General features: G+C 70.8%; 18 protein-coding genes. 10 read left to right on the top strand and 8 right to left on the bottom strand.

Annotation, left to right across the window (positions count from 1 at the left end; genetic code table 11):
- Position 1: 1 nt before the first annotated feature.
- Positions 2 to 1,492 (bottom strand): leucyl aminopeptidase, encoded by a 1,491-nt coding sequence (locus OL599_RS01055; protein WP_264711732.1) that lies wholly within the window; start codon positions 1,490 to 1,492, stop codon positions 2 to 4.
- 140 nt (positions 1,493 to 1,632) lie between these two features.
- Here OL599_RS01055 and cysQ point away from each other — a divergent pair, with 140 nt between their 5' ends.
- Together cysQ and OL599_RS01045 are read left to right on the top strand one after the other, a co-directional pair.
- The gene (gene cysQ / locus OL599_RS01050) at positions 1,633 to 2,397 is read left to right on the top strand and encodes a 3'(2'),5'-bisphosphate nucleotidase CysQ (RefSeq protein ID WP_264711731.1); all 765 of its coding nucleotides are present in this window, start codon (positions 1,633 to 1,635) and stop codon (positions 2,395 to 2,397) included.
- Positions 2,394 to 3,392 (top strand): L-threonylcarbamoyladenylate synthase, encoded by a 999-nt coding sequence (locus OL599_RS01045; protein ID WP_264711730.1) that lies wholly within the window; start codon positions 2,394 to 2,396, stop codon positions 3,390 to 3,392. Before cysQ ends, OL599_RS01045 begins: the two co-directional genes overlap by 4 nt.
- Before the next feature lie 35 nt (positions 3,393 to 3,427).
- Here the strand turns inward: OL599_RS01045 and OL599_RS01040 are convergent, their stop codons facing one another.
- Together OL599_RS01040 and OL599_RS01035 are read right to left on the bottom strand one after the other, a co-directional pair.
- On the bottom strand, positions 3,428 to 3,892 hold the full coding sequence (locus OL599_RS01040; RefSeq protein ID WP_264711729.1) for a GNAT family N-acetyltransferase: 465 nt from the start codon (positions 3,890 to 3,892) through the stop codon (positions 3,428 to 3,430).
- Positions 3,893 to 3,911: 19 nt separating this feature from the next.
- Positions 3,912 to 4,241 (bottom strand): YnfA family protein, encoded by a 330-nt coding sequence (locus OL599_RS01035; protein WP_264711728.1) that lies wholly within the window; start codon positions 4,239 to 4,241, stop codon positions 3,912 to 3,914.
- A gap of 68 nt (positions 4,242 to 4,309) precedes the next feature.
- Here OL599_RS01035 and OL599_RS01030 point away from each other — a divergent pair, with 68 nt between their 5' ends.
- The 6 genes from OL599_RS01030 to rsmA all read left to right on the top strand — a co-directional run bounded on the left by OL599_RS01030 (position 4,310) and on the right by rsmA (position 12,556).
- Positions 4,310 to 5,749 carry an FAD-binding oxidoreductase gene (locus OL599_RS01030; protein WP_264711727.1) on the top strand — a complete coding sequence of 480 codons (1,440 nt, stop codon included), beginning with the start codon at positions 4,310 to 4,312 and terminating at the stop codon, positions 5,747 to 5,749.
- Between the two features lie 69 nt (positions 5,750 to 5,818).
- Positions 5,819 to 6,976, top strand: coding sequence for an LPS export ABC transporter permease LptF (lptF, locus tag OL599_RS01025; RefSeq protein ID WP_264711726.1), 1,158 nt, complete (start codon positions 5,819 to 5,821; stop codon positions 6,974 to 6,976).
- 3 nt (positions 6,977 to 6,979) lie between these two features.
- On the top strand, positions 6,980 to 8,092 hold the full coding sequence (lptG, locus tag OL599_RS01020) for an LPS export ABC transporter permease LptG (protein ID WP_264711725.1): 1,113 nt from the start codon (positions 6,980 to 6,982) through the stop codon (positions 8,090 to 8,092).
- Between the two features lie 2 nt (positions 8,093 to 8,094).
- Positions 8,095 to 10,308: an LPS-assembly protein LptD gene (locus tag OL599_RS01015; RefSeq protein WP_264711724.1), complete on the top strand. Its 2,214-nt coding sequence runs from the start codon at positions 8,095 to 8,097 to the stop codon at positions 10,306 to 10,308.
- Between the two features lie 201 nt (positions 10,309 to 10,509).
- Positions 10,510 to 11,721: a peptidylprolyl isomerase gene (locus OL599_RS01010; protein ID WP_264711723.1), complete on the top strand. Its 1,212-nt coding sequence runs from the start codon at positions 10,510 to 10,512 to the stop codon at positions 11,719 to 11,721.
- 1 nt (position 11,722) lies between these two features.
- Positions 11,723 to 12,556 (top strand): 16S rRNA (adenine(1518)-N(6)/adenine(1519)-N(6))-dimethyltransferase RsmA, encoded by an 834-nt coding sequence (gene rsmA / locus OL599_RS01005; protein WP_264712311.1) that lies wholly within the window; start codon positions 11,723 to 11,725, stop codon positions 12,554 to 12,556.
- Here the strand turns inward: rsmA and OL599_RS01000 are convergent.
- Genes OL599_RS01000 through OL599_RS00985 form a run of 4 tightly spaced genes read right to left on the bottom strand, consistent with a single transcriptional unit; the run spans position 12,534 to position 16,342 of the window.
- Positions 12,534 to 13,859 carry a hypothetical protein gene (locus OL599_RS01000; protein WP_264711722.1) on the bottom strand — a complete coding sequence of 442 codons (1,326 nt, stop codon included), beginning with the start codon at positions 13,857 to 13,859 and terminating at the stop codon, positions 12,534 to 12,536. The two genes, rsmA and OL599_RS01000, sit on opposite strands and share 23 nt — an antisense overlap.
- Before the next feature lie 10 nt (positions 13,860 to 13,869).
- Entirely contained in the window at positions 13,870 to 14,793 is a 924-nt protein-coding gene (locus tag OL599_RS00995) for an AEC family transporter (protein WP_264711721.1), read from the bottom strand.
- A gap of 4 nt (positions 14,794 to 14,797) precedes the next feature.
- On the bottom strand, positions 14,798 to 15,436 hold the full coding sequence (gene gmk / locus OL599_RS00990; protein ID WP_264711720.1) for a guanylate kinase: 639 nt from the start codon (positions 15,434 to 15,436) through the stop codon (positions 14,798 to 14,800).
- A gap of 12 nt (positions 15,437 to 15,448) precedes the next feature.
- The gene (locus tag OL599_RS00985; RefSeq protein WP_264711719.1) at positions 15,449 to 16,342 is read right to left on the bottom strand and encodes a YicC/YloC family endoribonuclease; all 894 of its coding nucleotides are present in this window, start codon (positions 16,340 to 16,342) and stop codon (positions 15,449 to 15,451) included.
- 57 nt (positions 16,343 to 16,399) lie between these two features.
- Between OL599_RS00985 and OL599_RS00980 the strand changes: the two genes are divergently transcribed.
- Positions 16,400 to 17,191: an SDR family NAD(P)-dependent oxidoreductase gene (locus tag OL599_RS00980; protein ID WP_264711718.1), complete on the top strand. Its 792-nt coding sequence runs from the start codon at positions 16,400 to 16,402 to the stop codon at positions 17,189 to 17,191.
- A gap of 49 nt (positions 17,192 to 17,240) precedes the next feature.
- Positions 17,241 to 18,110 carry an MBL fold metallo-hydrolase gene (locus OL599_RS00975; RefSeq protein WP_264711717.1) on the top strand — a complete coding sequence of 290 codons (870 nt, stop codon included), beginning with the start codon at positions 17,241 to 17,243 and terminating at the stop codon, positions 18,108 to 18,110.
- Between the two features lie 13 nt (positions 18,111 to 18,123).
- On the opposite strand, the gene mltG is transcribed toward OL599_RS00975, so the two are convergent.
- Positions 18,124 to 19,107: an endolytic transglycosylase MltG gene (gene mltG / locus OL599_RS00970; protein ID WP_264711716.1), complete on the bottom strand. Its 984-nt coding sequence runs from the start codon at positions 19,105 to 19,107 to the stop codon at positions 18,124 to 18,126.
- Positions 19,108 to 19,111: the final 4 nt, after the last annotated feature.

The following is a 19,111-nucleotide window of genomic DNA, read 5'->3' as shown; positions in this document are numbered from 1 at the left end:
GTCAGCTTTCGTAGTGTTCCGCCACCAGGCGATCCAGCAGCCGCACGCCGAATGCGGTGGCGCCCTTCGGCACCGTCGGCGCGTCCTTGCTGCTCCAGGTCGTGCCGGCGATGTCCAGATGCGCCCAGGGCTTGCCGTTGACGAAGCGTTGGATGAACTTGGCCGCGGTGATGGCGCCGCCGGGACGGCCGCCGACATTCTTCATGTCCGCGATGTCGGACTTGATCTGCTTGTCGTAGACCTCGTCCAGCGGCATGCGCCACAGCTTCTCGCCGGTGGCCCCGCCCATGGCATGCAGCCGCTGCGCCAGCTCGTCGTCATTGCTGAAGAAGCCGGCATAATCGTGGCCCAGGCTGATGATCATCGCCCCGGTCAGGGTTGCCAGGTCGATCATGAAGCGCGGGTCGTATTTCTCCTGCGCGTACCAGAGCACGTCGGCCAGCACCAGGCGGCCTTCGGCATCGGTGTTGATCACCTCGACCGTTTGGCCGGAATAGGTCTTCACCACGTCGCCCGGGCGCTGCGCCCGGCTGCCCGGCATGTTCTCGACCAGGCCGACGAGGCCGATCGCGTCCACCTTCGCCTTGCGGCCGGCCAAGGCGGCCATCAGGCCGATCACGGTGCCGGCGCCGCCCATGTCCCATTTCATGTCCTCCATGCCGGCGGCCGGCTTGATGCTGATGCCGCCGGTATCGAAGGTCACGCCCTTGCCGACGAAGCAGAGCGGCTTGGCCTTCGCCCGCCGGCCGGTGCTGCCGGCGCCGTTCCAGTGCATCACCACCATACGCGGCTCGTTGGCGCTGCCCATGGCGACCCCCATCAGCGCGCCGAAGCCGAGCTTCGTCATCTCCTTGGGGCCGAACACCTCGACTTTCACGCCCAGCTTCGTCAGGGCCCCGCAACGCTCGGCCATCTCCGCGGGGTTGAGCACGTTGGCCGGCTCGCTGACCAGGTCGCGCGACAGGAACACGCCCTCGGCCACCGCCTTCAACGGCTCCCAGGCCGCCTTCGCCTTGGCGGCGTCGCTCAGCACCGTGAGCCGGGCCAGTTTCGGCTTCTCGTCGGCCTTCTCGGTGGTGCGATAGCGGTCGAAGCGATAGCTGCGCAGCACCGCGCCCATGGCCACCGCGGCGGCCTGTTCGGCGGATAGCCCGGAAGTGGCCACCGTGCCGGCCGCCTCGCGCTGCAGCGCCGCCGCCGCATGGCCGCCCGCTTCCTCCGCCAGATGCGGCGTGAGCTCGGCGAGCTGCCCCAGCCCGACCGCCACGACGCGCGACAGCCCGGCGCCGGGGGCGAGGATGGTGGCGCTCTGGCCCTTCTTGCCTTTGAACTCGGCGGCGGCGAGCGCCCGCCCGATGGCGCCGTCCGTGGCCGCGTCGGCGGCCTGCCACAGGGCGCCGGTGGGGCTGTCGGGCCCGCCGCCTTCCTCCAGCAGCAGCACGAGCGCGCCGGATTTCGGCAGGGCGGACTTGGCGAATGCGATATCGAGCATGGGGTGGACGCTCCGGTGTCGGGATTCGGTGCCAGGATTCGATGAGCGGACGGACTGTAGCAGCGGCGCATGGGATTGCCATGCACGCGCCCGCGCCGCGGTGCCTTTGCGGCGCCTGTCGGCCTGTGTATGAAAGATCCATGGACGACATGACCCTGCTCGATCTTGCCTTCGCTCTCGCGCGGGAGGCGGGGGAGACCATCCTTCGGATTCGCGCCCGTGGCTTCGATACACACAAGAAGGCCGACCAAAGCCCGGTCACGGAAGCCGACCACGCCGCCGAGGCGCTGATCCTGGCCCGCCTGCGCGCGACGACGCCCGGCATCCCCGTGGTTGCCGAGGAAGAGATTGCCGCGGGGCATGTCCCTGCCGACGCACGGGTCTATTGGGTGGTGGATCCGCTGGACGGCACCCGCGAGTTCGCGGCCGGGCGTGACGACTTCGCCGTCTGCATCGGCCTGGTGCGCGACGGCCGGCCGGCGCTGGGTGCCGTGGGCGCGCCAGCGCAGGGCGAGGTGTTCGGCGGCATCGTCGGCGTCGGTGCCTGGAAGCGGGGCAAGGCCGGGCAGGTGGCCATCTCCGCCCGCCATCCACCGGCCGAGGGCATCGATGTCGTGGCCTCCCATCATTACGCGAACGACCCCCGGCTCGGGCCGTTCCTGGCCGGGCGCAAGGTCGCCTCGATCCTCAACATCGGCTCGGCGCTGAAATTCTGCCGCGTGGCCGAGGGGATCGCCGACCTGTATCCGCGCTTCGGCCGCACCATGGAATGGGACACCGCAGCCCCTCAGGCGGTGGTCGAGGCGGCGGGCGGGTCGGTGCTGGTGCTGGAGACCATGCAGCCTTTGGGCTACGGCAAGCCGGGCTGGGAGAACCCCTCTTTCGTCTGCGCGGGCCGGGCTTGACCGAGCGCCTCGCCGACGGTCCGGCCGGCATCGCACGCGCGGCCGGGCTGCTGCGCGCCGGCGAGCTGGTCGCCTTCGGCACTGAGACCGTCTACGGCCTGGGTGCGGACGCCACCAACGCCCGCGCCGTCGCCTCGGTGTTCGAAGCCAAGGGCCGGCCGCATTTCAATCCGCTGATCTGCCATTATCCGGCCGCCGAAGCGGCGTTCGCTAATGTCGCGCCGTCCGAGGCCGCGCGCAGGCTGGCCGCTGCATTCTGGCCGGGGCCGCTGACCATGGTGCTGCCGCGCCGGGCCACTTGTCCGGTGGCGCTGCTGACCGGCGCCGGCCTGGACACGCTGGCCGTGCGCGTGCCCGCCCATGCCACCGCGCTGGCACTGCTGCGCGCGACCGACCGGCCGGTTGCGGCCCCGTCGGCGAACCGCTCCGGGCATGTCAGCCCGACCACGGCGGCGCATGTGCTGGACGGGCTGGAAGGCCGCATCGCTGCGGTGCTCGACAGCGGCCCGTGCCCGGTGGGCGTGGAATCCACCGTGCTCGATCTGGCGGGCCCGCGCCCGATCCTGCTGCGGCCGGGCGGGCTGACGCGCGAGGCCATCGAGGCCGTGGTCGGCCCCATCCAGCGCGGCCGGACGCCCGCAGCCGAGCCCGCGTTGCGCTCGCCCGGGATGCAGGTGTCGCATTATGCGCCGGCGCTGCCGGTGCGCCTGGATGCGACCGAGGCTACCATCCGCGACGCGCTGCTGGCCTTCGGCCCGCCACTGCCCGGCGCCGGCGCGGTGTTCCAGCTCAGCGCCGCCGCCGACCTGACCGAGGCGGCGGCCAACCTGTTCGAGGGGCTGCGCCGGCTGGATGCCGACGGCGAACGGCTGGGCCTGGCGCAAATCGCCGTGATGCGGGTGCCCGATACAGGGTTGGGACTGGCGATCAACGACCGGCTGCAACGGGCGGCCGCCCCGCGCCCGGCCGCGCACGCGCTCACGCCCGAACGCTGACGTCCCGGCGGCGCCGGGCCGGCAATCGGGCAATGTCAGCCGAAATCGCGGCGCATGATGGAGACGGGATGGCCGTGATCGCGGGCCGCCCCCGCCTCCTGCCAGCCCAGCCGGGCATACAAGGCGGCTGCATGCTCGGTGTGCAGCCACAGCGTGGCGATGCCGGCCTCCATGCAGGCGGCCTCCACCCGCCGGACCAGGCGGGCCGCGTAGCCGCGACCGCGATATGCCTCCGGCACATAGACGCTGGCCAGCCACGGCGTCAGCTCCCGGCGTTCGTCCAGATCGTCATGCACCAGACTGGCGGTGCCGGCGGGCGCGCCCTCCGCGAGCAGGATGAAGACCTGCTCGGGGCCCAGCGCGGCCATCGGGCGCTGCAGCCACGCGGTCGTGCTCGCCAGCGTGCGGCCCTCGCGTCGCCCCCATTCGTGCCATAGCCACTTGGCGATCACCGGCACGAGGTCGGGCCGGTCGGCGATGCCGACGATCCGCGTATCCATCAACCGCCTCCTCGCCGGCTCACGACGCCCGGGCTCCCAGCAAGATGATGGCCGCCCCCAGCAGGCTGACCGCGCCGCCCGCCACGTCCCAGCGCGTCGGCACCACCCCTTCCGCGGCCCACAGCCAGGCCAGCGAAGCGGTGATATACACGCCGCCATAGGCCGCGAAGGCGCGCCCGGCGAAGCCTGTGTCCACCCGGGTCAGCAGCCAGGCAAAGCCGGCCAGGCTCAGCAGGCCGGGGATGAGCCATAGTGCCGAGGCGCCGCGCCGCAGCCAGGCCCAGAACGCGAAGCAGCCGACGATCTCGCCCAGGGCCGCCAGCGCGTAGACCAGTGCCGTCGCCGCCATCCTGTCCCTCCGCCGCGCTGCATTGACCGGGCGCCTGTCGCAGATACCCTGGGCGCGGAGGTTCCGCCATGCCCGACACGCACCCGCCCCGCGATATCCCGGCCACCCTGTTGGCGCAGTTGCGCGCCATCGTCGGCGAACGCGGCCTGCTGACCGACCCCACGGACACCGCCCCCTATGCCGAGGACTGGCGCCACCTCTATCGCGGCCGGACCCCGGCCGTGGTCCGCCCTGCCGACGTGGCCGAACTGGCGGCGGTGATGCGTGCCTGCGCCGCCGCCGGCGTGCCGGTGGTGCCGCAGGGCGGCAACACCTCGATGGTCGGCGGCGCCGTGCCGGCCGAGGACGGCAGCGAGATCGTGGTCAGCCTGGCGCGCATGCACCGCATTCGCGACGTCGATGCCGTCGACCTGACGCTCACCATCGAGGCCGGGGCCACACTGAAGGCCGCGCAGAACGCGGCGGCCGAGGCGGGCTGCCTGTTGCCGCTGTCCATCGGCTCCGAGGGCACGGCCCAGGTGGGCGGCATCCTGGCCACCAACGCCGGCGGCAACAACACGGTGCGCTACGGCAACGCACGCGACATGGTGCTGGGGCTGGAAGTGGTGCTGCCGGACGGGCAGGTGTGGAACGGGCTGCGCCGGCTGCGCAAGGACAACACCGGATATTGCCTGCGCCAGCTTTTCGTGGGCGCCGAGGGCACGCTGGGCATCATCGCCGCGGCGGTGCTGAAGCTGGTGCCGCGCCCGCGCGAGACCGAGGTGGCGCTGTGCGCGGTGCCGTCGCCGGAGGCCGCACTGCAGCTGTTCACCCGCTTCCAGGGCCACGATCCCGCCGCCGTGCAGGCGTTCGAATACATGTCCGGCATGGGCATGTCGTTCGTGCTGAAGCACATCCCCGGCGCCAGCCTGCCGCTCGCCGCGCCGGCCGCGCATTACGCCCTGGTGGAGTTGGCGACGCCGCGCCCCAATGCGGGCCTGCGCGCGGCCATGGAACAGGTGCTGGAGGGAGCGCTGGAAGCAGGCATCGTGGCGGACGCGGTGATCGCCGAGAGCGACGGCCAGCGTGCCGCCCTGTGGCGTCTGCGCGAGGAGCATTCGGAGGCGCAGAAGCGGGAAGGGGCCAGCGTGAAGAACGATGTCTCGGTGCCGGTGTCCAAGGTGCCGGAGTTGATCCGCCGCGCCTCCGAGGCCTGCGCGCGGCTCATGCCGGGCATCCGCGTGGTGCCGTTCGGCCACATGGGCGACGGCAACATCCACTTCAACCTGGAGCAGCCGGTGGACATGGACGCGGCCGCTTTCCTGGCCCGCGACCACGAGATCATGGACACGGTGTGCGTGGTGGTCCGCGACCTCGGCGGCAGTTTCTCGGCCGAGCACGGGGTGGGCAAGCTGAAGCCCTACATGATGCCGGAGTGGCGGGGCGGGGCCGAGCTGGAGCTGATGCAGCGGATCAAGCATGCCATCGATCCCGGCAATCTGATGAACCCCGGAAAGGTGCTTCCTTAACCCCGCGGTTTGGTCATGGCGCCCGGGGCGGGTAAAGTGGGGTGCCCGTCAGGAGATCCGACCCCGCCCATGCGGCTGCTCTCGCCCTCCCGTGTCGTGCCGGCCAGCCGGATCGACCGCTATATTCTGCGCCAGCTGGCCCTCGCATTGGTGGCCGTGACCGGTGGGCTGGTGGCGCTGATCTGGCTGACCCAGTCGCTGCGCTTCGTCGAACTGGTGGTCAACCGCGGCCTGTCCTTTCGCGTGTTCGTCCAGCTCACCAGCCTGCTGATCCCCAATTTCGTCGCGGTGATCCTGCCGATCACCACCTTCGTCGTGATCCAGTTCATCTACCAGCGCCTCGCCGGCGACCGCGAGCTGACCGTGATGCGCGCGGCCGGCCTGTCCCCGGCCGGTCTGGCACGGCCCGCTTTGGTGCTGGCGCTGCTGGCCATGGCCGCCGCCTATGCGCTGAATCTATGGATCGTACCGGCCTCGTTCGGCGCCTTCCGGGAGTTCCAGTTCGAGATCCGCAACCGGGTCGCCGCGTTCCTGCTGCAGGAAGGCGTATTCACCCCGGTCTCCGACGACCTCACGGTCTATGTGCGGGTCCGCGAGCGCGATGGCACGTTGCGTGGCATCCTGGTGGACGACGCCCGCAACAAGAACAGCCACGCCACGATCCTGGCCGAGAGCGGGCGGCTGATCGCCGATTCCGGCACCCCCCGGGTGCTGCTGGTGAACGGCAGCCGCCAGGAACTGGACCACCAGACCGGCCGGCTGAACGTGCTGACCTTCGCCGAGAACACGGTGGACCTGACCCAGGGCGACAAGCCCGGCGAGCAGCGCTTCCGCGACCCCACGGAAATGTCGATCAGCGAATTGCTGCACCCCGCGCCGGGAAGCGTGTTCGAACGCGATATCGGCAAGCTCCGCGTGGAGGCGCACCGACGCCTGTCGAGCCCGTTGACCTGCCTCAGCTTCACCATGATCGCGCTGGTGTCCGTGCTGATGGGAACGTTCCGCCGCCACGGCGGATTGCTGCGTCCGTTCCTGGCGATCATGACGGTCGTGGCGCTGGTGGCGCTGGGCCTGGCCGTCGCCAATCTGGCGGCGCGCGAGCCGGCACTGATTCCGCTGATCTGGGTGCATGCCGTCGCACCGACACTGGTGTGCGTCTGGGTGCTGTTCGGCCCCCAGCTTCATCTGATGCCAGCCGGGCTGCAGGCGCGGCTGGGAGTTACCTGACCGGTGCGGATTGCCGTCACGCTGTCGCTCTATATCGCCCGGGTGTTCGCGTTCGCGGTGCTGTCGATGCTCAGCGCGCTGACCGCGCTGGTGGGATTGTTCGACTTCATCGAACTCCTGCGCCGCTCCGCCACCAAGCCCGAGGCGACCTTCGCCATCGTGGCCCAGATCGCGGCCCTGCGGCTGCCGTGGATGAGCATGCAGATCCTGCCCTTCGCGGTGCTGCTCGGCGGCATCCTGGCGTTCTGGCGGCTGACCCGCTCGTCCGAGCTGATCGTGGCGCGCGCCTCCGGTGTATCGGCCTGGCAGTTCCTGGCGGCCCCGGTGCTGTGCGCCATCGCGCTCGGCGGCTTTGCCACCACCGCCATCAGCCCGGTTTCGGCGGTCATGCGTGCGCGGGCCGAGGCGCTGGACAACGTCTACCTCAAGACAGGAGGCGGCCCGCTGGCGCTGGCCGGGGGGCAGCTCTGGCTGCGCCAGGCCGACCGCCTGCTGGATCTGCAGGGTGTGGCCATCCTGCACGCCAGTGGCGTGGCGCTGAAGGACGGCGCGCTGAGCGCCGAGGGCATCAGCGTCTTCCGCCTGGACAGCCGCGACCGTCTGCTGCAACGCATCGAGGCCCGCCGCGCGAGTCTCGATTCGGGTGTCTGGACGCTTGAGGAGGCCCGCACCATTACCCCCGACCACCTGCCCGATGCGCCGCGCCAGATCCAGCTGCCCACCAACATGACCGTCGAGCGGGTGCAGGAGAGTTTTGCCTCGCCCGACACGTTCTCGGTCTGGGCCCTGCCTGGATTCATCAGCCTGCTCGAGCGGTCCGGCTTCTCGGCGATCCGCCACCGGCTGCAGTTCCAGACCTTGCTGGCCCTGCCGCTGCTGGCCGGCACCATGTCGCTGCTGGCCGCCGGCTTCTCCATGCGTCCGTCGCGCCGCGGCGGCGTCGCCCGGATGATCGGCAGCGGCGTGGCGGCGGGGTTCGCGCTGTTCGTCGTCTCCAAGGTGGCGGAGGAGTTCGGCCAGTCCGGCGCCTTGCCGCCGGTGCTCGCGGCCTGGGCGCCCGCGGCGTCGGGGCTCATGCTGGCGGTGGCGCTGTTGTTGCATCTGGAAGACGGCTGAGCATGCGCCTCCGCCCGCTTCCTGCGCGGCTGCTGGGTGCGCTGCTGCTCGGGCTGGTGCTGGCCGCCGGCGCCGCGGCCGATGCGCGGGCGCAGTTGTCCGGTGCCCTCGGCGTGCCCACCGCCCCGATCCAGCGCGACCAGCCGGCCTATTACCAGGCCGACAGCGCCACCTACGACAGCGACGCCGGCCTGGTCACGCTCGAGGGCCATGTCGAGCTATGGCAGAACGACCGCATGCTGCTGGCCGACAAGGTCACGTTCGACCGCAACACCAACGTCGCCGCCGCCTCCGGCCATGTCGTGCTGCTGGAGCCGACCGGACAGACCGTGTTCGCCGATTATGCCGAGCTGACCGGCGGCATGAAGGACGGCGTGCTGTCGGGCATGCGGGCACTGCTGGCCGAGAACGGCCGGCTGGTGGCGAATGGCGCGCGACGCACCGACGGGCACCTGAACGAGCTGAGCCGGGTCGTGTATTCGACCTGCAACCTGTGCGCCCAGGACCCGACCCGCGCGCCGTTGTGGCAGATCCGCGCGCGCGAGGCGCTGCAGGACACCGAGAACAAGTTCATCGAGTACCGCGACGCGGTGGTCGACATCTTCGGCCTGCCGGTGCTGTGGCTGCCGTACCTCACCCATCCCGACCCGTCGCAGAAGCGCGCCAGCGGGCTGCTGGTGCCCAGCATGGGCTATTCCAAGCATCTGGGCGGATTCACCACGGTCCCGTACTATTGGGTGATCGACGCGCAGTCGGATGCGACCATCACCGGCATCGTGGCAACCAAGAACGGTCCTGCCATGGACCTGCAGTACCGCCGGCGGTTCAACGACGGCACCGTCACGATCAACGCCTCCCTCGCCAACGACCAGGGGGTGGCCGGCCATGTGTTCTCCAAGGGCCAGTTCGCCATCGACGACACCTGGCGGTGGGGCTTCGATGTCAACCGCGCCAGCTCGATCGACTACATGCGCGACTTCCGTATCGTCGGCTCGCAGGCGGTGCTGACCAGCCAGGCCTATATCGAGGGCTTCGGCCAGGGCGCCTACACCCGCCTGGACGCGCGCGCCTATCAGGGCCTGACCTCGAGCGTGAGCTCCAGCAAGCTGCCATTCGTGCTGCCGCGCTACGAATATCACCTCGTCACCGAGCCCAACGTGTTCGGCGGGCGCGTTTCGGTCGATACCGGCGCGTTCAACGTGATCCGCCACGAGGGCACGAACACCCAGCGCGCCAGCCTGAGCCTGGGCTGGGGCCGCTCGGCGATCGGCCGCGTCGGCGACGTGTGGAATTTCGCCCTTCACATGGACAGCGCGGGCTATGTCGCGCATCAGTTCGACCAGCAGCCGAACTTCGGCAGCCCCGGCTCGGTGAGCTCGGCGCAGGCCATGCCGACGGCGGCGGCGATGATCCGCCTGCCGATGATGCGCGACGCGGGCAGCTGGGGCAGCCAGCTGGTCGAGCCGATCGCCCAGCTGATCGTCGCCCCGCGCGGCGGCGCGTTCATGGGAACCCGGATCCCGAACGAGGACAGCCTCGACATCGAGTTCACCGACGCCAACCTGTTCTCGCTGAACCGGTATACCGGCATCGACCGGCTGGAGGGCGGGGTGCGCGCCAACGTGGCGCTGCACGCGGCGTGGTATTTCCCCAGCGGTGCCATGATGGATGGCCTGGTCGGCCAGGGCTACCGCACCCAGAAGGACAATGCATTCCCCGTCTGGTCGGGGCTGCAGGATACCGCGACGGACATCGTCAGCCGGCTTTCGTTCACGCCGAACAGCTACCTCGACATCACCACGCGCCAGCGTTTCGACCACAAGAGTTTCCAGATCCGCTTTGCCGATGCCCTGGTCTCGGCGGGACCGTCCTGGCTGCGCTTCACGGGCGGCTACATCTACACCATCGACAACCCGTACACGCTGTATGATACCCCGACCTCGTTCAACCAGACGACCACGCCGCGCAACGAAATCTCGCTGGGCACCACCGCCAAATGGGGGAACTGGCGGCTGAATGCCGCGGCTCGGCGCGACCTGCAGTCGTCGAAGCTGGTGGCGACGAGCTTCGGCGGGGCGTATGAGGATGAGTGCTTCATCTTCAACGTCAGCTATATCAGACGCTATACGTCCATCAACAACGATCACGGCTCCAGCACGATCCTGTTCCAGATCACCCTCAAGACCGTGGGCCAGTTCGGGTTCCATGCGCTGTAGTGCGGATTCCTCATCCGGAGTAGAACCCCTGCGATGACTTTGCCTTTCTCGCTTCGACGCGCGCGCGTTCCCGGTCTGATCCTGTTCACGGCGCTGTCTGCGGCAGTGGCCGGGCAACCGGCGCATGCTCAGGGCCCACAGCATCAGGGAGCACCGAATCAGGGCGCGACCCGCCCGGCCGCCCGGCCATCGGTCGCGCGCATGTCGCCGGCCGAGGGTTCGGTCATCGTCGCCGTGGTCAACGGCGAGGTGATCAGCCTGGGCGATGTCGACAACCGCCGGCGCCTGTTCGCGCTGTCCACCGGCATGGGGATATCCGCCGACGTGCTGGCGCGCCTGACGCCGCAGGTGACGCGCCAGCTGGTCGATGAGCGGCTGCGCCTGCAGGAGATCCAGCGCCGCCACATCGTGGTGACCGACAAGGAGATCGCCGCGGCGATCGGCGAAGTGGAAACCCGCAACGGCATGCCGCCGGGGACCTTGCGCCGGCGCCTGGCTGCCGACGGCGTGGAGATGCGCACGATGATCGACCAGATCCGTGTGCAGATCGGCTGGGGTCGGGTGTTGCGCGAGGTGCTGGGCGCGCAGGCGCAGGTGACCGGCGCCGACATCAAGCAGCAGGAGGACCTGCTGAAGGCGCAGGTCGGCCAGCCCGAGTTCCGGATCTCCGAGATCTTCGTGCCGGTGGCCGACCCGGCGCAGGCCGAGGAAGCCCGCCGCTTCGCCGACACCGTGATCGAGCAGCTGCGCGCGGGCGCCCCCTTCTCGGTGGTGGCGGCCCAGTTCAGCCAGAGCCAGACGGCGCTTCAGGGCGGCGACCTCGGCTGGGTGCAGCCGAACGAGATGGACCCGGCGGTGCTGCGGGTAGCGCAGGAGATGCCGGTCGGCGCCATCAGCAACCCCATCCAGGTGCCTGGCGGCCTGTCGATCGTGACCTTGCGGGCCAAGCGCGAGATCGGCCGCGAGCCGGCAACAATGTTGAGCGTTCGCCAGGTGTTCTTCCGGTTCGCCACCCCCCTGGACCCGAACAACCCGAACGAGCAGCAGCGCCAGGCATTGGAACAGGCGCGCCGCGTCTCCGTCTCCGTCAAGGGGTGCGACGGCATGGAGGCCGCGGCCAAGGCGGCGGGCGACGAGAAGGGCGGCAACCCCGGCGAGCTGCGGCTGGAGTCGGTGGCGGTGCCGGCCTTGCGCCAGCTGATGGCGACCCTGCCGCTGGAGAAGGCCAGCCAGCCGCTGATCGCCGATGACGGCGCCGCGGTGGTGATGGTCTGTTCCCGCGACCAGCGCAACCTCGGCGTGCCGAACCGCAACGAGCTGGCCGAGCGCATCCTCAATGACCGTGTGGAGCTGACGGCGCGCCAACTGATGCGGGACCTGCAGCGCCGGGCCATGATCGATCGGCGAGCCTGATCTGGGCGCGGTCGAGCTACCGCCGCTGCGCGAGGTCATCGCCCGGCACGGCCTGGACGCAAGGCGATCACTGGGCCAGCACTTCCTGCTCGATCCCAACCTGACGGCGCGGATCGCCCGCCAGGCCGGCGAGCTGGGCGGGCGACACGTGGTGGAAGTGGGGCCCGGCCCCGGCGGTCTGACCCGGGCGCTGCTGGCCAGTCCCGCGGGAAGCGTGACCGCGGTTGAGGTGGATCGGCGGGCGGTTGCTGCGATCACGGAGCTGCGCGCGGCCGCGCCCGACCGGTTGCGGATCGTCGAGGCCGACGCGCTGGCGCTGGACCTGTCCACACTGGTGCCCGCGCCGCGCCAGATCGTGGCCAACCTGCCGTACAACATCGCATCGCCGCTGCTGATCGGCTGGCTGCGTCAGGCCGCCGCCTGGGAGCGCTTCACCTTGATGTTCCAGGAGGAAGTGGCCGACCGGATCTGCGCCGCACCGGACACGCCGGCCTATGGCCGGCTTTCGGTGCTGGCGCAGTGGCTGTGCGTCACCGAGTTCCGGCTGCGCATCCCGCCGGCCGCTTTCGTGCCGCCGCCCAAGGTGTGGTCGGCGGTGGTGGTGTTGACGCCGCGCCCCTGGCAGCCGGAACCCGCGCTGTTCGCCGCCATGGAGCGGTTGACCGCGGCGGCGTTCGGCCAGCGGCGAAAGATGTTGCGCGGGTCGTTGAAGCCGCTGGGCGGCGAGGCCCTGCTGGCCCGGGCCGATATCGCCGGCGAGCGGCGGGCGGAGACGCTGAGCGTGGCGGAGTTCGACCGGCTCGCCCGCCTGCTCAGCTCCGCCGCAGCAGCCTGAGCGTCCCGTAGACCGGCCAGGCTGCGAGGAACAGGCAGGCGCTGTCGGTGTAGCGGGCCGCCGGCATGGTCACGAGCACGATCGGCACCGCAGTGCCGAGCAGATAGACCCCGGTCAGCGCCAGTAGAGGCGGAATGTCGCGCCGTCCGGCGCTGTCCGGCTCGGGCGCTGATGCGCCCCGCAGGCCCCGCCAGAGCACCATGCCAAACAGAACGGTGCAGGCCAGAACGAAGATCGGATTCAGCACCAGCATATGGCCGACGGCCCGGCCGGTGGCGCCCGCCACCCATGCGCTGTAATAGGCCGGCGCCGCTCTGAACGTGGCCAGCGACAGGGCCTGCAACCGCAGGGTGAAGGCCGGCCAGCTCTCGTCCGCCTGGCGCAGGGGCGATACGCCTTCCCACACCACCACATCGAAGCTGCGCGCCAGCACGTCGAAATACAGCGCCGCGGCCGAGACGAACGAGCGCTGTCCGGACGAGTTCAGGGGAATCGGCAGCGCCTGCCCGGCGGCGATCAGCGTGTCGCGGCGGGCGATGATCTGGCGTGCGAGATCCTGGTGCGCGGGCGGCAGGCGGTCGGCGATGTCGGGCGTCAGCATCAGCGCGGCCACGCCGGACATCTGGAAGCCGTTGAACGAGACGACATTGAAGTCGTGGTAGCGGATCGCGCGCAGGCCGGACAGGGTTAGGAACGGCAGTAGCAGCGCGACGAGCAACCACGCCGCCCGGCCGTGGACGCGCAGAGTTGCCGGACGCGGTAGCAGCAGCACCAGCAGCGGCAGCAACAGGATGAAGGGCAGCAGGCTCGGACGCAGGGCCCAGGCCAGCGTCGCCGCCAGCGCGGCCCACAACACGCGCCACACGGCGCGCCGCCCGGCCGCGATCTCCAGCACCAGCGCGAGCGCGGCCAGCAGGGCGGCATGCCCGGGCACTTCGGGCAACAGCGCGTGTCCCCAAACCAGCAGCTCGTTGGATCCGGCCAGCGCCACCGCCATTGCCACCGCAGCCGGGCCCGACAGGAAGTGCCGGCGCAACACCACCACCAGCCACAGCGAAGCGGCCATGAACGCGCCGACCTGGAGCCCCGGCAACAGCCAACCGGGCGCGGCGCTGGCCAGCAGCGGAGCGGCGAGCCAGCCATAGACCGGCAGTCGCAGCTCTGCGAGCGGGGTGGCCGAGCGCGCGGCTGCCAGATAGGTGGGTGTGTCGGGCGACGGCCACGGCGCCAGTTGGCCGGTCACGCCGAGGCTGAGCAGCGCCACGGCCAGAATGCTCGCGGCAATGGCTGTCGTTCGCGTCATGGCCAGTCTCTTACCGCAGCCAGGACAGCAGCGCCGCCAGTGTGAAGAGTGACGCGACGGTGCTGACGACCACGGTGCTGGCCGAGGCTTCGGCCATGGTGGCGAAGCGCCGTGCCAACAGGAACGCGTTGGCCCCGGTGGGCAGTCCCGACGCCAGCACCACGACGGCGAAGGCGACGCCGGTGACACCGGCCAGATGCGCGAGCAACGCCACCAGCGCCGGCATCGCCGCCAGCTTCAGCACCGCCGCCAGCGACACCTCAAGGATGTCTGACCAACCGGTGGGGCGGGGCAGCGAGGCGCCCAGGCAGAACAGCGCCAGCGGCGGTCCCGCGGCGCCCATCAGGCCCAGCAGCCGGCCGATCGGGACCGGGATCGACAGCCCGGTGGCGCGCCAGACAAACGCCAGCATGATCGACACCACCACGGGGTTGCGCACGATACCGGGGACGGCGGCCTGCAGCACGCCCAGTGGCCCGCGCCCCGAGTCGGTGTCGGCCTCGATCATGATGGTGGCCAGGGGCAGCAGCACGGCGGAATGGAAGGCGATCACGGCCAGCAGGTTGGCCACGCCCTCGCGCCCGTAGGCGGCGTCGACGATGGGAATGCCCAGCATCACCGTGTTGCCGAACACGCTGTTGAGGCCGAACATCGACGCCTGCGCCAGACGCACGCCCAGCACATACCGCGCCAACAGCACGGCGGCCGCGAACAGCAGCACCGCGCCGCCGAGGAAGCTGCCGGCCACGTCCAGCAGGCGCAGCGGCGGCGCGCCGGCCACCGAGCCGAACAGCAGGCTCGGCATCGCCGCGAAGAAGACGAAATCGGTCATGCCGCGCACGGCCGGAGTCTCGAGCAGCCGCATCTGGACGGCGGCCACTCCCATGCCGATCAGGGCAAACACCGGGGCGATGATGCCGAACAGGTCGGTCACATGGTCATTCCGGCGTCATCCGCATGTTCGGCGCCGCCAGGAACGCGGCCAGGCCAATCTGGCGCGCGGTGGCCAGGCGGGCGGCCTGCAGCACCGCGCGGGTTTGCGCCACCGTCTGCTCGAAATCGTCGTTCACGAGAACGTGGTCGAACTCGGGCGCGTGCGACATCTCGTCACGCGCCTGGGCCATGCGGCGCGCGATCTCTGCCTCGGTGTCGCCGCCCCGGCCGCGAAGGCGCGCCTCCAGCTCGGTGAGGGACGGCGGCAGGATGAACAGGCCGACCACGTCGCCCGGCAGCGCCGCGCGCAGCTGGCGGTGACCCTGCCAGTCGATGTCGAACACGATGTCGCGTCCGGCAGCCAGGGCGGCCTCGACCGGGGCGCGTGGACTGCCGTAGGAGCGGCTGAACACGCCGGCCCATTCCAGCAGCTCACCGCGGCCCACCATCGCGTCGAACGCCGCCTGGCTGCGGAAGAAGTAGTGCACGCCCTCCTGCTCACCGGGGCGCGGGGTGCGGGTGGTGACGCTGACCGACAACGCCAGTTCCGGCTCCGCTTGCAGCAGGGCGCGGGTAATGGAGGTCTTGCCGGCGCCCGACGGGGCGGCGAGCACCAGGCACAGACCGCGGCGTGCGAGGCTCAATGCGCCGCTCCTTCACTCAATGTTCTGCACCTGCTCGCGCAGCTGCTCGATCGTTGCCTTCAGCTTCAGCCCGGTTGCGGTCAGGGCGACGCTCGCGGACTTGCTGCACAGGGTGTTGGCCTCGCGGTTGAACTCCTGCACCAGGAAGTCGAAGCGCCGGCCGATGTTCTCGCCCTCCGCCAACAGCGCGCGGGCGGCGTGGACGTGGGCGTCCAGCCGGTCCAGCTCTTCGCGCACATCCGATTTCGCGGCCAGCATCGCCACTTCCTGCACGATCCGCTCCTCGGGAAGGGCAGGAACCTCGGACAACAAGGCCTGCACGGTCTCGAGCATGCGGGCGCGTTGCTGCGCGGGTTGGTCGGCGGCCTCGACGGCGGCACGCCCGCGCAGGGCGTCGATCTCGGCGAGCAACGCGTCCAGGATGCCGGCCAGGCGCGCGCCCTCTCCCTGCCGGGCCGTCACGAGCCCGTCCAGGACCGCCGCGAAGCCCTGGCGGATGGCCTCAGCCTGGGTCTGCACGACGGCCTCGCTGTCGGCGGCGGTGGTGGGGCGGAGCACGCCCGGCAGCCCCAGCAGCGCCTCGGCGCGCGGCGGCTCGGCGCCGGGAATGCGGGCGGCGAGCTCCAGGGCCAGCGCCAGCACCTGCTCCAGCGCTGCCGGATCGGGGGCGAGCTTGGGCTGGTCCTCACGCTTGACGGTCAGGTTGGCGGTGACATTGCCGCGCTTCAGCAGTTTCGCGGCGGCAGTACGCAGAGCTGGCTCCAGCGCATCGAAGCCGGGGGGCAGGCGGAACCGCAAGTCGAGACCGCGGCCGTTGACGCTGCGCACCTCCCACGCCCAGGCGAGACCTTCGATGGTCCCGTCGCTGCGGGCGAAGCCGGTCATGGAGCTGAGCGGAGCGGCCATCATGTCGTCCTTGCAAACATCCGCGATCTTCTAGCAGCGCTGCGCTAAGGTCGAAACATGGCCGGATACGATTCTGTTCTGATTACCGGAGCCTCATCAGGCATCGGTCGGGCTCTCGCATTGGCATGCGCCGGGCCCGGCGTCGTCCTGCATCTGTCCGGTCGCGATGCCGCGCGCCTGGGTCAGACGGCGGCGCTGTGCCGCGGGCGCGGCGCGCTGGTGCACGAGGCGGTGCTCGACGTGCGCGACGCGGCGGCAATGGCCGCCTGGATCGCGGCGGCGACGCCGCTCAGCCTCGTGGTCGCCAATGCCGGCATCTCCGCCGGCACCGGCGACGGGTTGCAGGAGACGGCGGCCCAGACGCGGGCGATCTTCGCGGTCAATCTCGACGGCGTGCTGAACACGGTGCTGCCTGCGATGGCGGCGATGGCGGCCCAGCCGCCTGACGCCCACGGCGTTCGTGGCCGGATCGCCGTGGTGGCGTCCCTCGCCGCCTTCGTGCCGGCCCCTGGTGCGCCGGCCTATTGCGCCGCGAAGGCGGCCGCCGATGCCTGGACGGTGGCGACCGCGCAGACGGCGCGTCGGCGGGGGATCCACCTGACCAGCATCTGCCCCGGCTATGTCCGCACCGCCATGACCGCCCATAACCGCTTTCCCATGCCCGGCCTGATGGATGCCGACCGCGCCGCGCGCATCATCCTGCGCGGCATCGCGAAGGGGCGGCGGCGGGTCGTGTTTCCGTGGTGGATGGGGGCGCTGGGGCGGTTGGCCGGGTTGTTGCCGCCACGGCTGTCCGGGGCATTGCTGTCGATTCCGCCGGGCAAGGACGCCTTGCCCGGCGGCGGCTGATGCCTCACATCGGCAACTGCCGCACAACGATCACGCAAAGGGGCAGGGCATGCAGAGCACGAATTCCGGCATCCATCACATCCGCATCGGCGACATCACCGTTACCGCCCTCCACGACGGCATGCTCGAGGCCTCGACAGATCTGGTTGTTGGCGTTGCGCCGAATGACTGCGAGGCGCTGCTGCGCGAAAGCTTCCGCGCCGTGCCCCCGCGCATCACCATCAGCTCGTTCCTGCTGACGATCGGCAATGAGCCGGTGCTGGTCGACACCGGCTGCGGCGGCGCCATGGGCCCGGATTACGGCCATGCGCGGCGGCGCCTGGAGGCGTTGGGGGTGGAGCCGTCCGCGGTCCGCACCATCCTGATCACGCACGCCCATATCGACCATGTCAGCGGCCTGCTGGACGCGGACGGCGCGGCCTATTTCCCCAACGCCGAGGTGGTGCTGCACGAGGCCGAGCCTGCGTTCTGGCTGGACGAGGCGATCGCGGCAGGCGCCCGGGACGCCGCCAGGAATGCCTTTGCCGTGGCGCAGCGCAGCCTCGCGCCCTACCGCGACCGGATGCGCACGGTGAAAGACGGCGGGACGGCGCTGCCCGGCATCACGGCGAACCACCTGCCGGGGCATACGCCTGGCCATTCCGGATGGCTCGTGACGTCCGGGCCGGATTCGCTGCTGATCTGGGGCGACGTGGTGCACCTCCCGGGCATCCAGTTCGCCCGGCCGGAGGCCGGGGTCAGCTTCGACGTGGACGTGGGCCAGGGGCGCGCCAGTCGGGCCCGTGCCCTGGACATGGCCGCGACCGACCGGATGTTGGTGGCCGGCATGCACCTGGATTTCCCGACCTTCGGGCACGTGGTGCGGGCCGGCGGCGGCTACGGCTTCGTGCCGCATGTCTGGGCGCCGGCGGCCGCATAGGGCGAGCCAAAGCTTAGTGCGTCAGTGGCGCCGACATTGCCCGCCAGCGCGCGACATTGCGGTTGTGTTCCTCCAGCGTGCGGGCGAAGGCATGCCCGCCGGTGCCGTCCGCGACGAAATACAGCTCGTCGGTTCGTGCCGGCCGCGCGACCGCCTGCAGGGCGGCGACGCCCGGGCTGCCGATCGGGCCCGGCGGCAGGCCGGGGACGCGGTAGGTGTTGTAGGGATTGGCCTGGTCCAGGTCGGCGCGTGTCAGGGCCCGCTCGATCGTGCCCATGCCACCGCTGACCGCGTAGGCCACGGTCGGGTCGGATTGCAGCTTCATGCCGCGCTTCAGGCGGTTCAGGAACACCGCCGCGACCCGCGGCCGCTCCTCTGCCCGGGCGGTTTCGCGCTCGACGATGCTGGCCAGGGTCAGCAGCTCGTGCGGGGTGGCCAGCGGCAGGTCCTCGGCGCGCTCGGCCCAGATCTGCCCCAGCGTGCGCCGCATGGCGCCGGCAGCGCGTTCGACCACCGCTGCGCGGCTGGCGCCATATTCGTAGGCGTAGGATTCCGGCAGCAGCGCGCCCTCGTCGGGCACGGGCGCCGGACCGGTCATCGCCTCGGCGCGGTCCAGCAGCAGCGCGATCTGCGCGGCGGTCAGGCCTTCCGGGATGGTCAGCCAGTGCTGCACCGGGCGCGCCGTCCGCAACACGGTCAGGACCTGGCGCAGGCTTGCCGAGGCGGGGAAGGCGAACTCTGCCGCGCGCAGCGGGCCTTCGCCGCGGGTCAGCAGGCCCGCGATCCGGAATGCCCGGATATCGGCAATCACCCCGGCCGCGTGCAGCGTCTGTGCCACATCCGCGGGCGAGCCGCGCGGCACGACCACGTTGCGCGGCTGCGTCAGGGGACCGGGCGCCAGGAAGCGATGCCGGGCGATAGCGGCGCCGCCGGCGCCGGCCGCGCCAAGCGCCAGGACCACCGCCAGCACGACCGCCGCGGCGCGCCGGCGCGTCATCGTG

Origin of the sequence: Limobrevibacterium gyesilva (assembly GCF_025989185.1) — a bacterium.
Classification (GTDB): Bacteria; Pseudomonadota; Alphaproteobacteria; order Acetobacterales; family Acetobacteraceae; genus Limobrevibacterium; species Limobrevibacterium gyesilva.
Note: the sequence above shows the minus strand (reverse complement) of the source record. Positions and strands in the feature narration are given on the sequence as shown.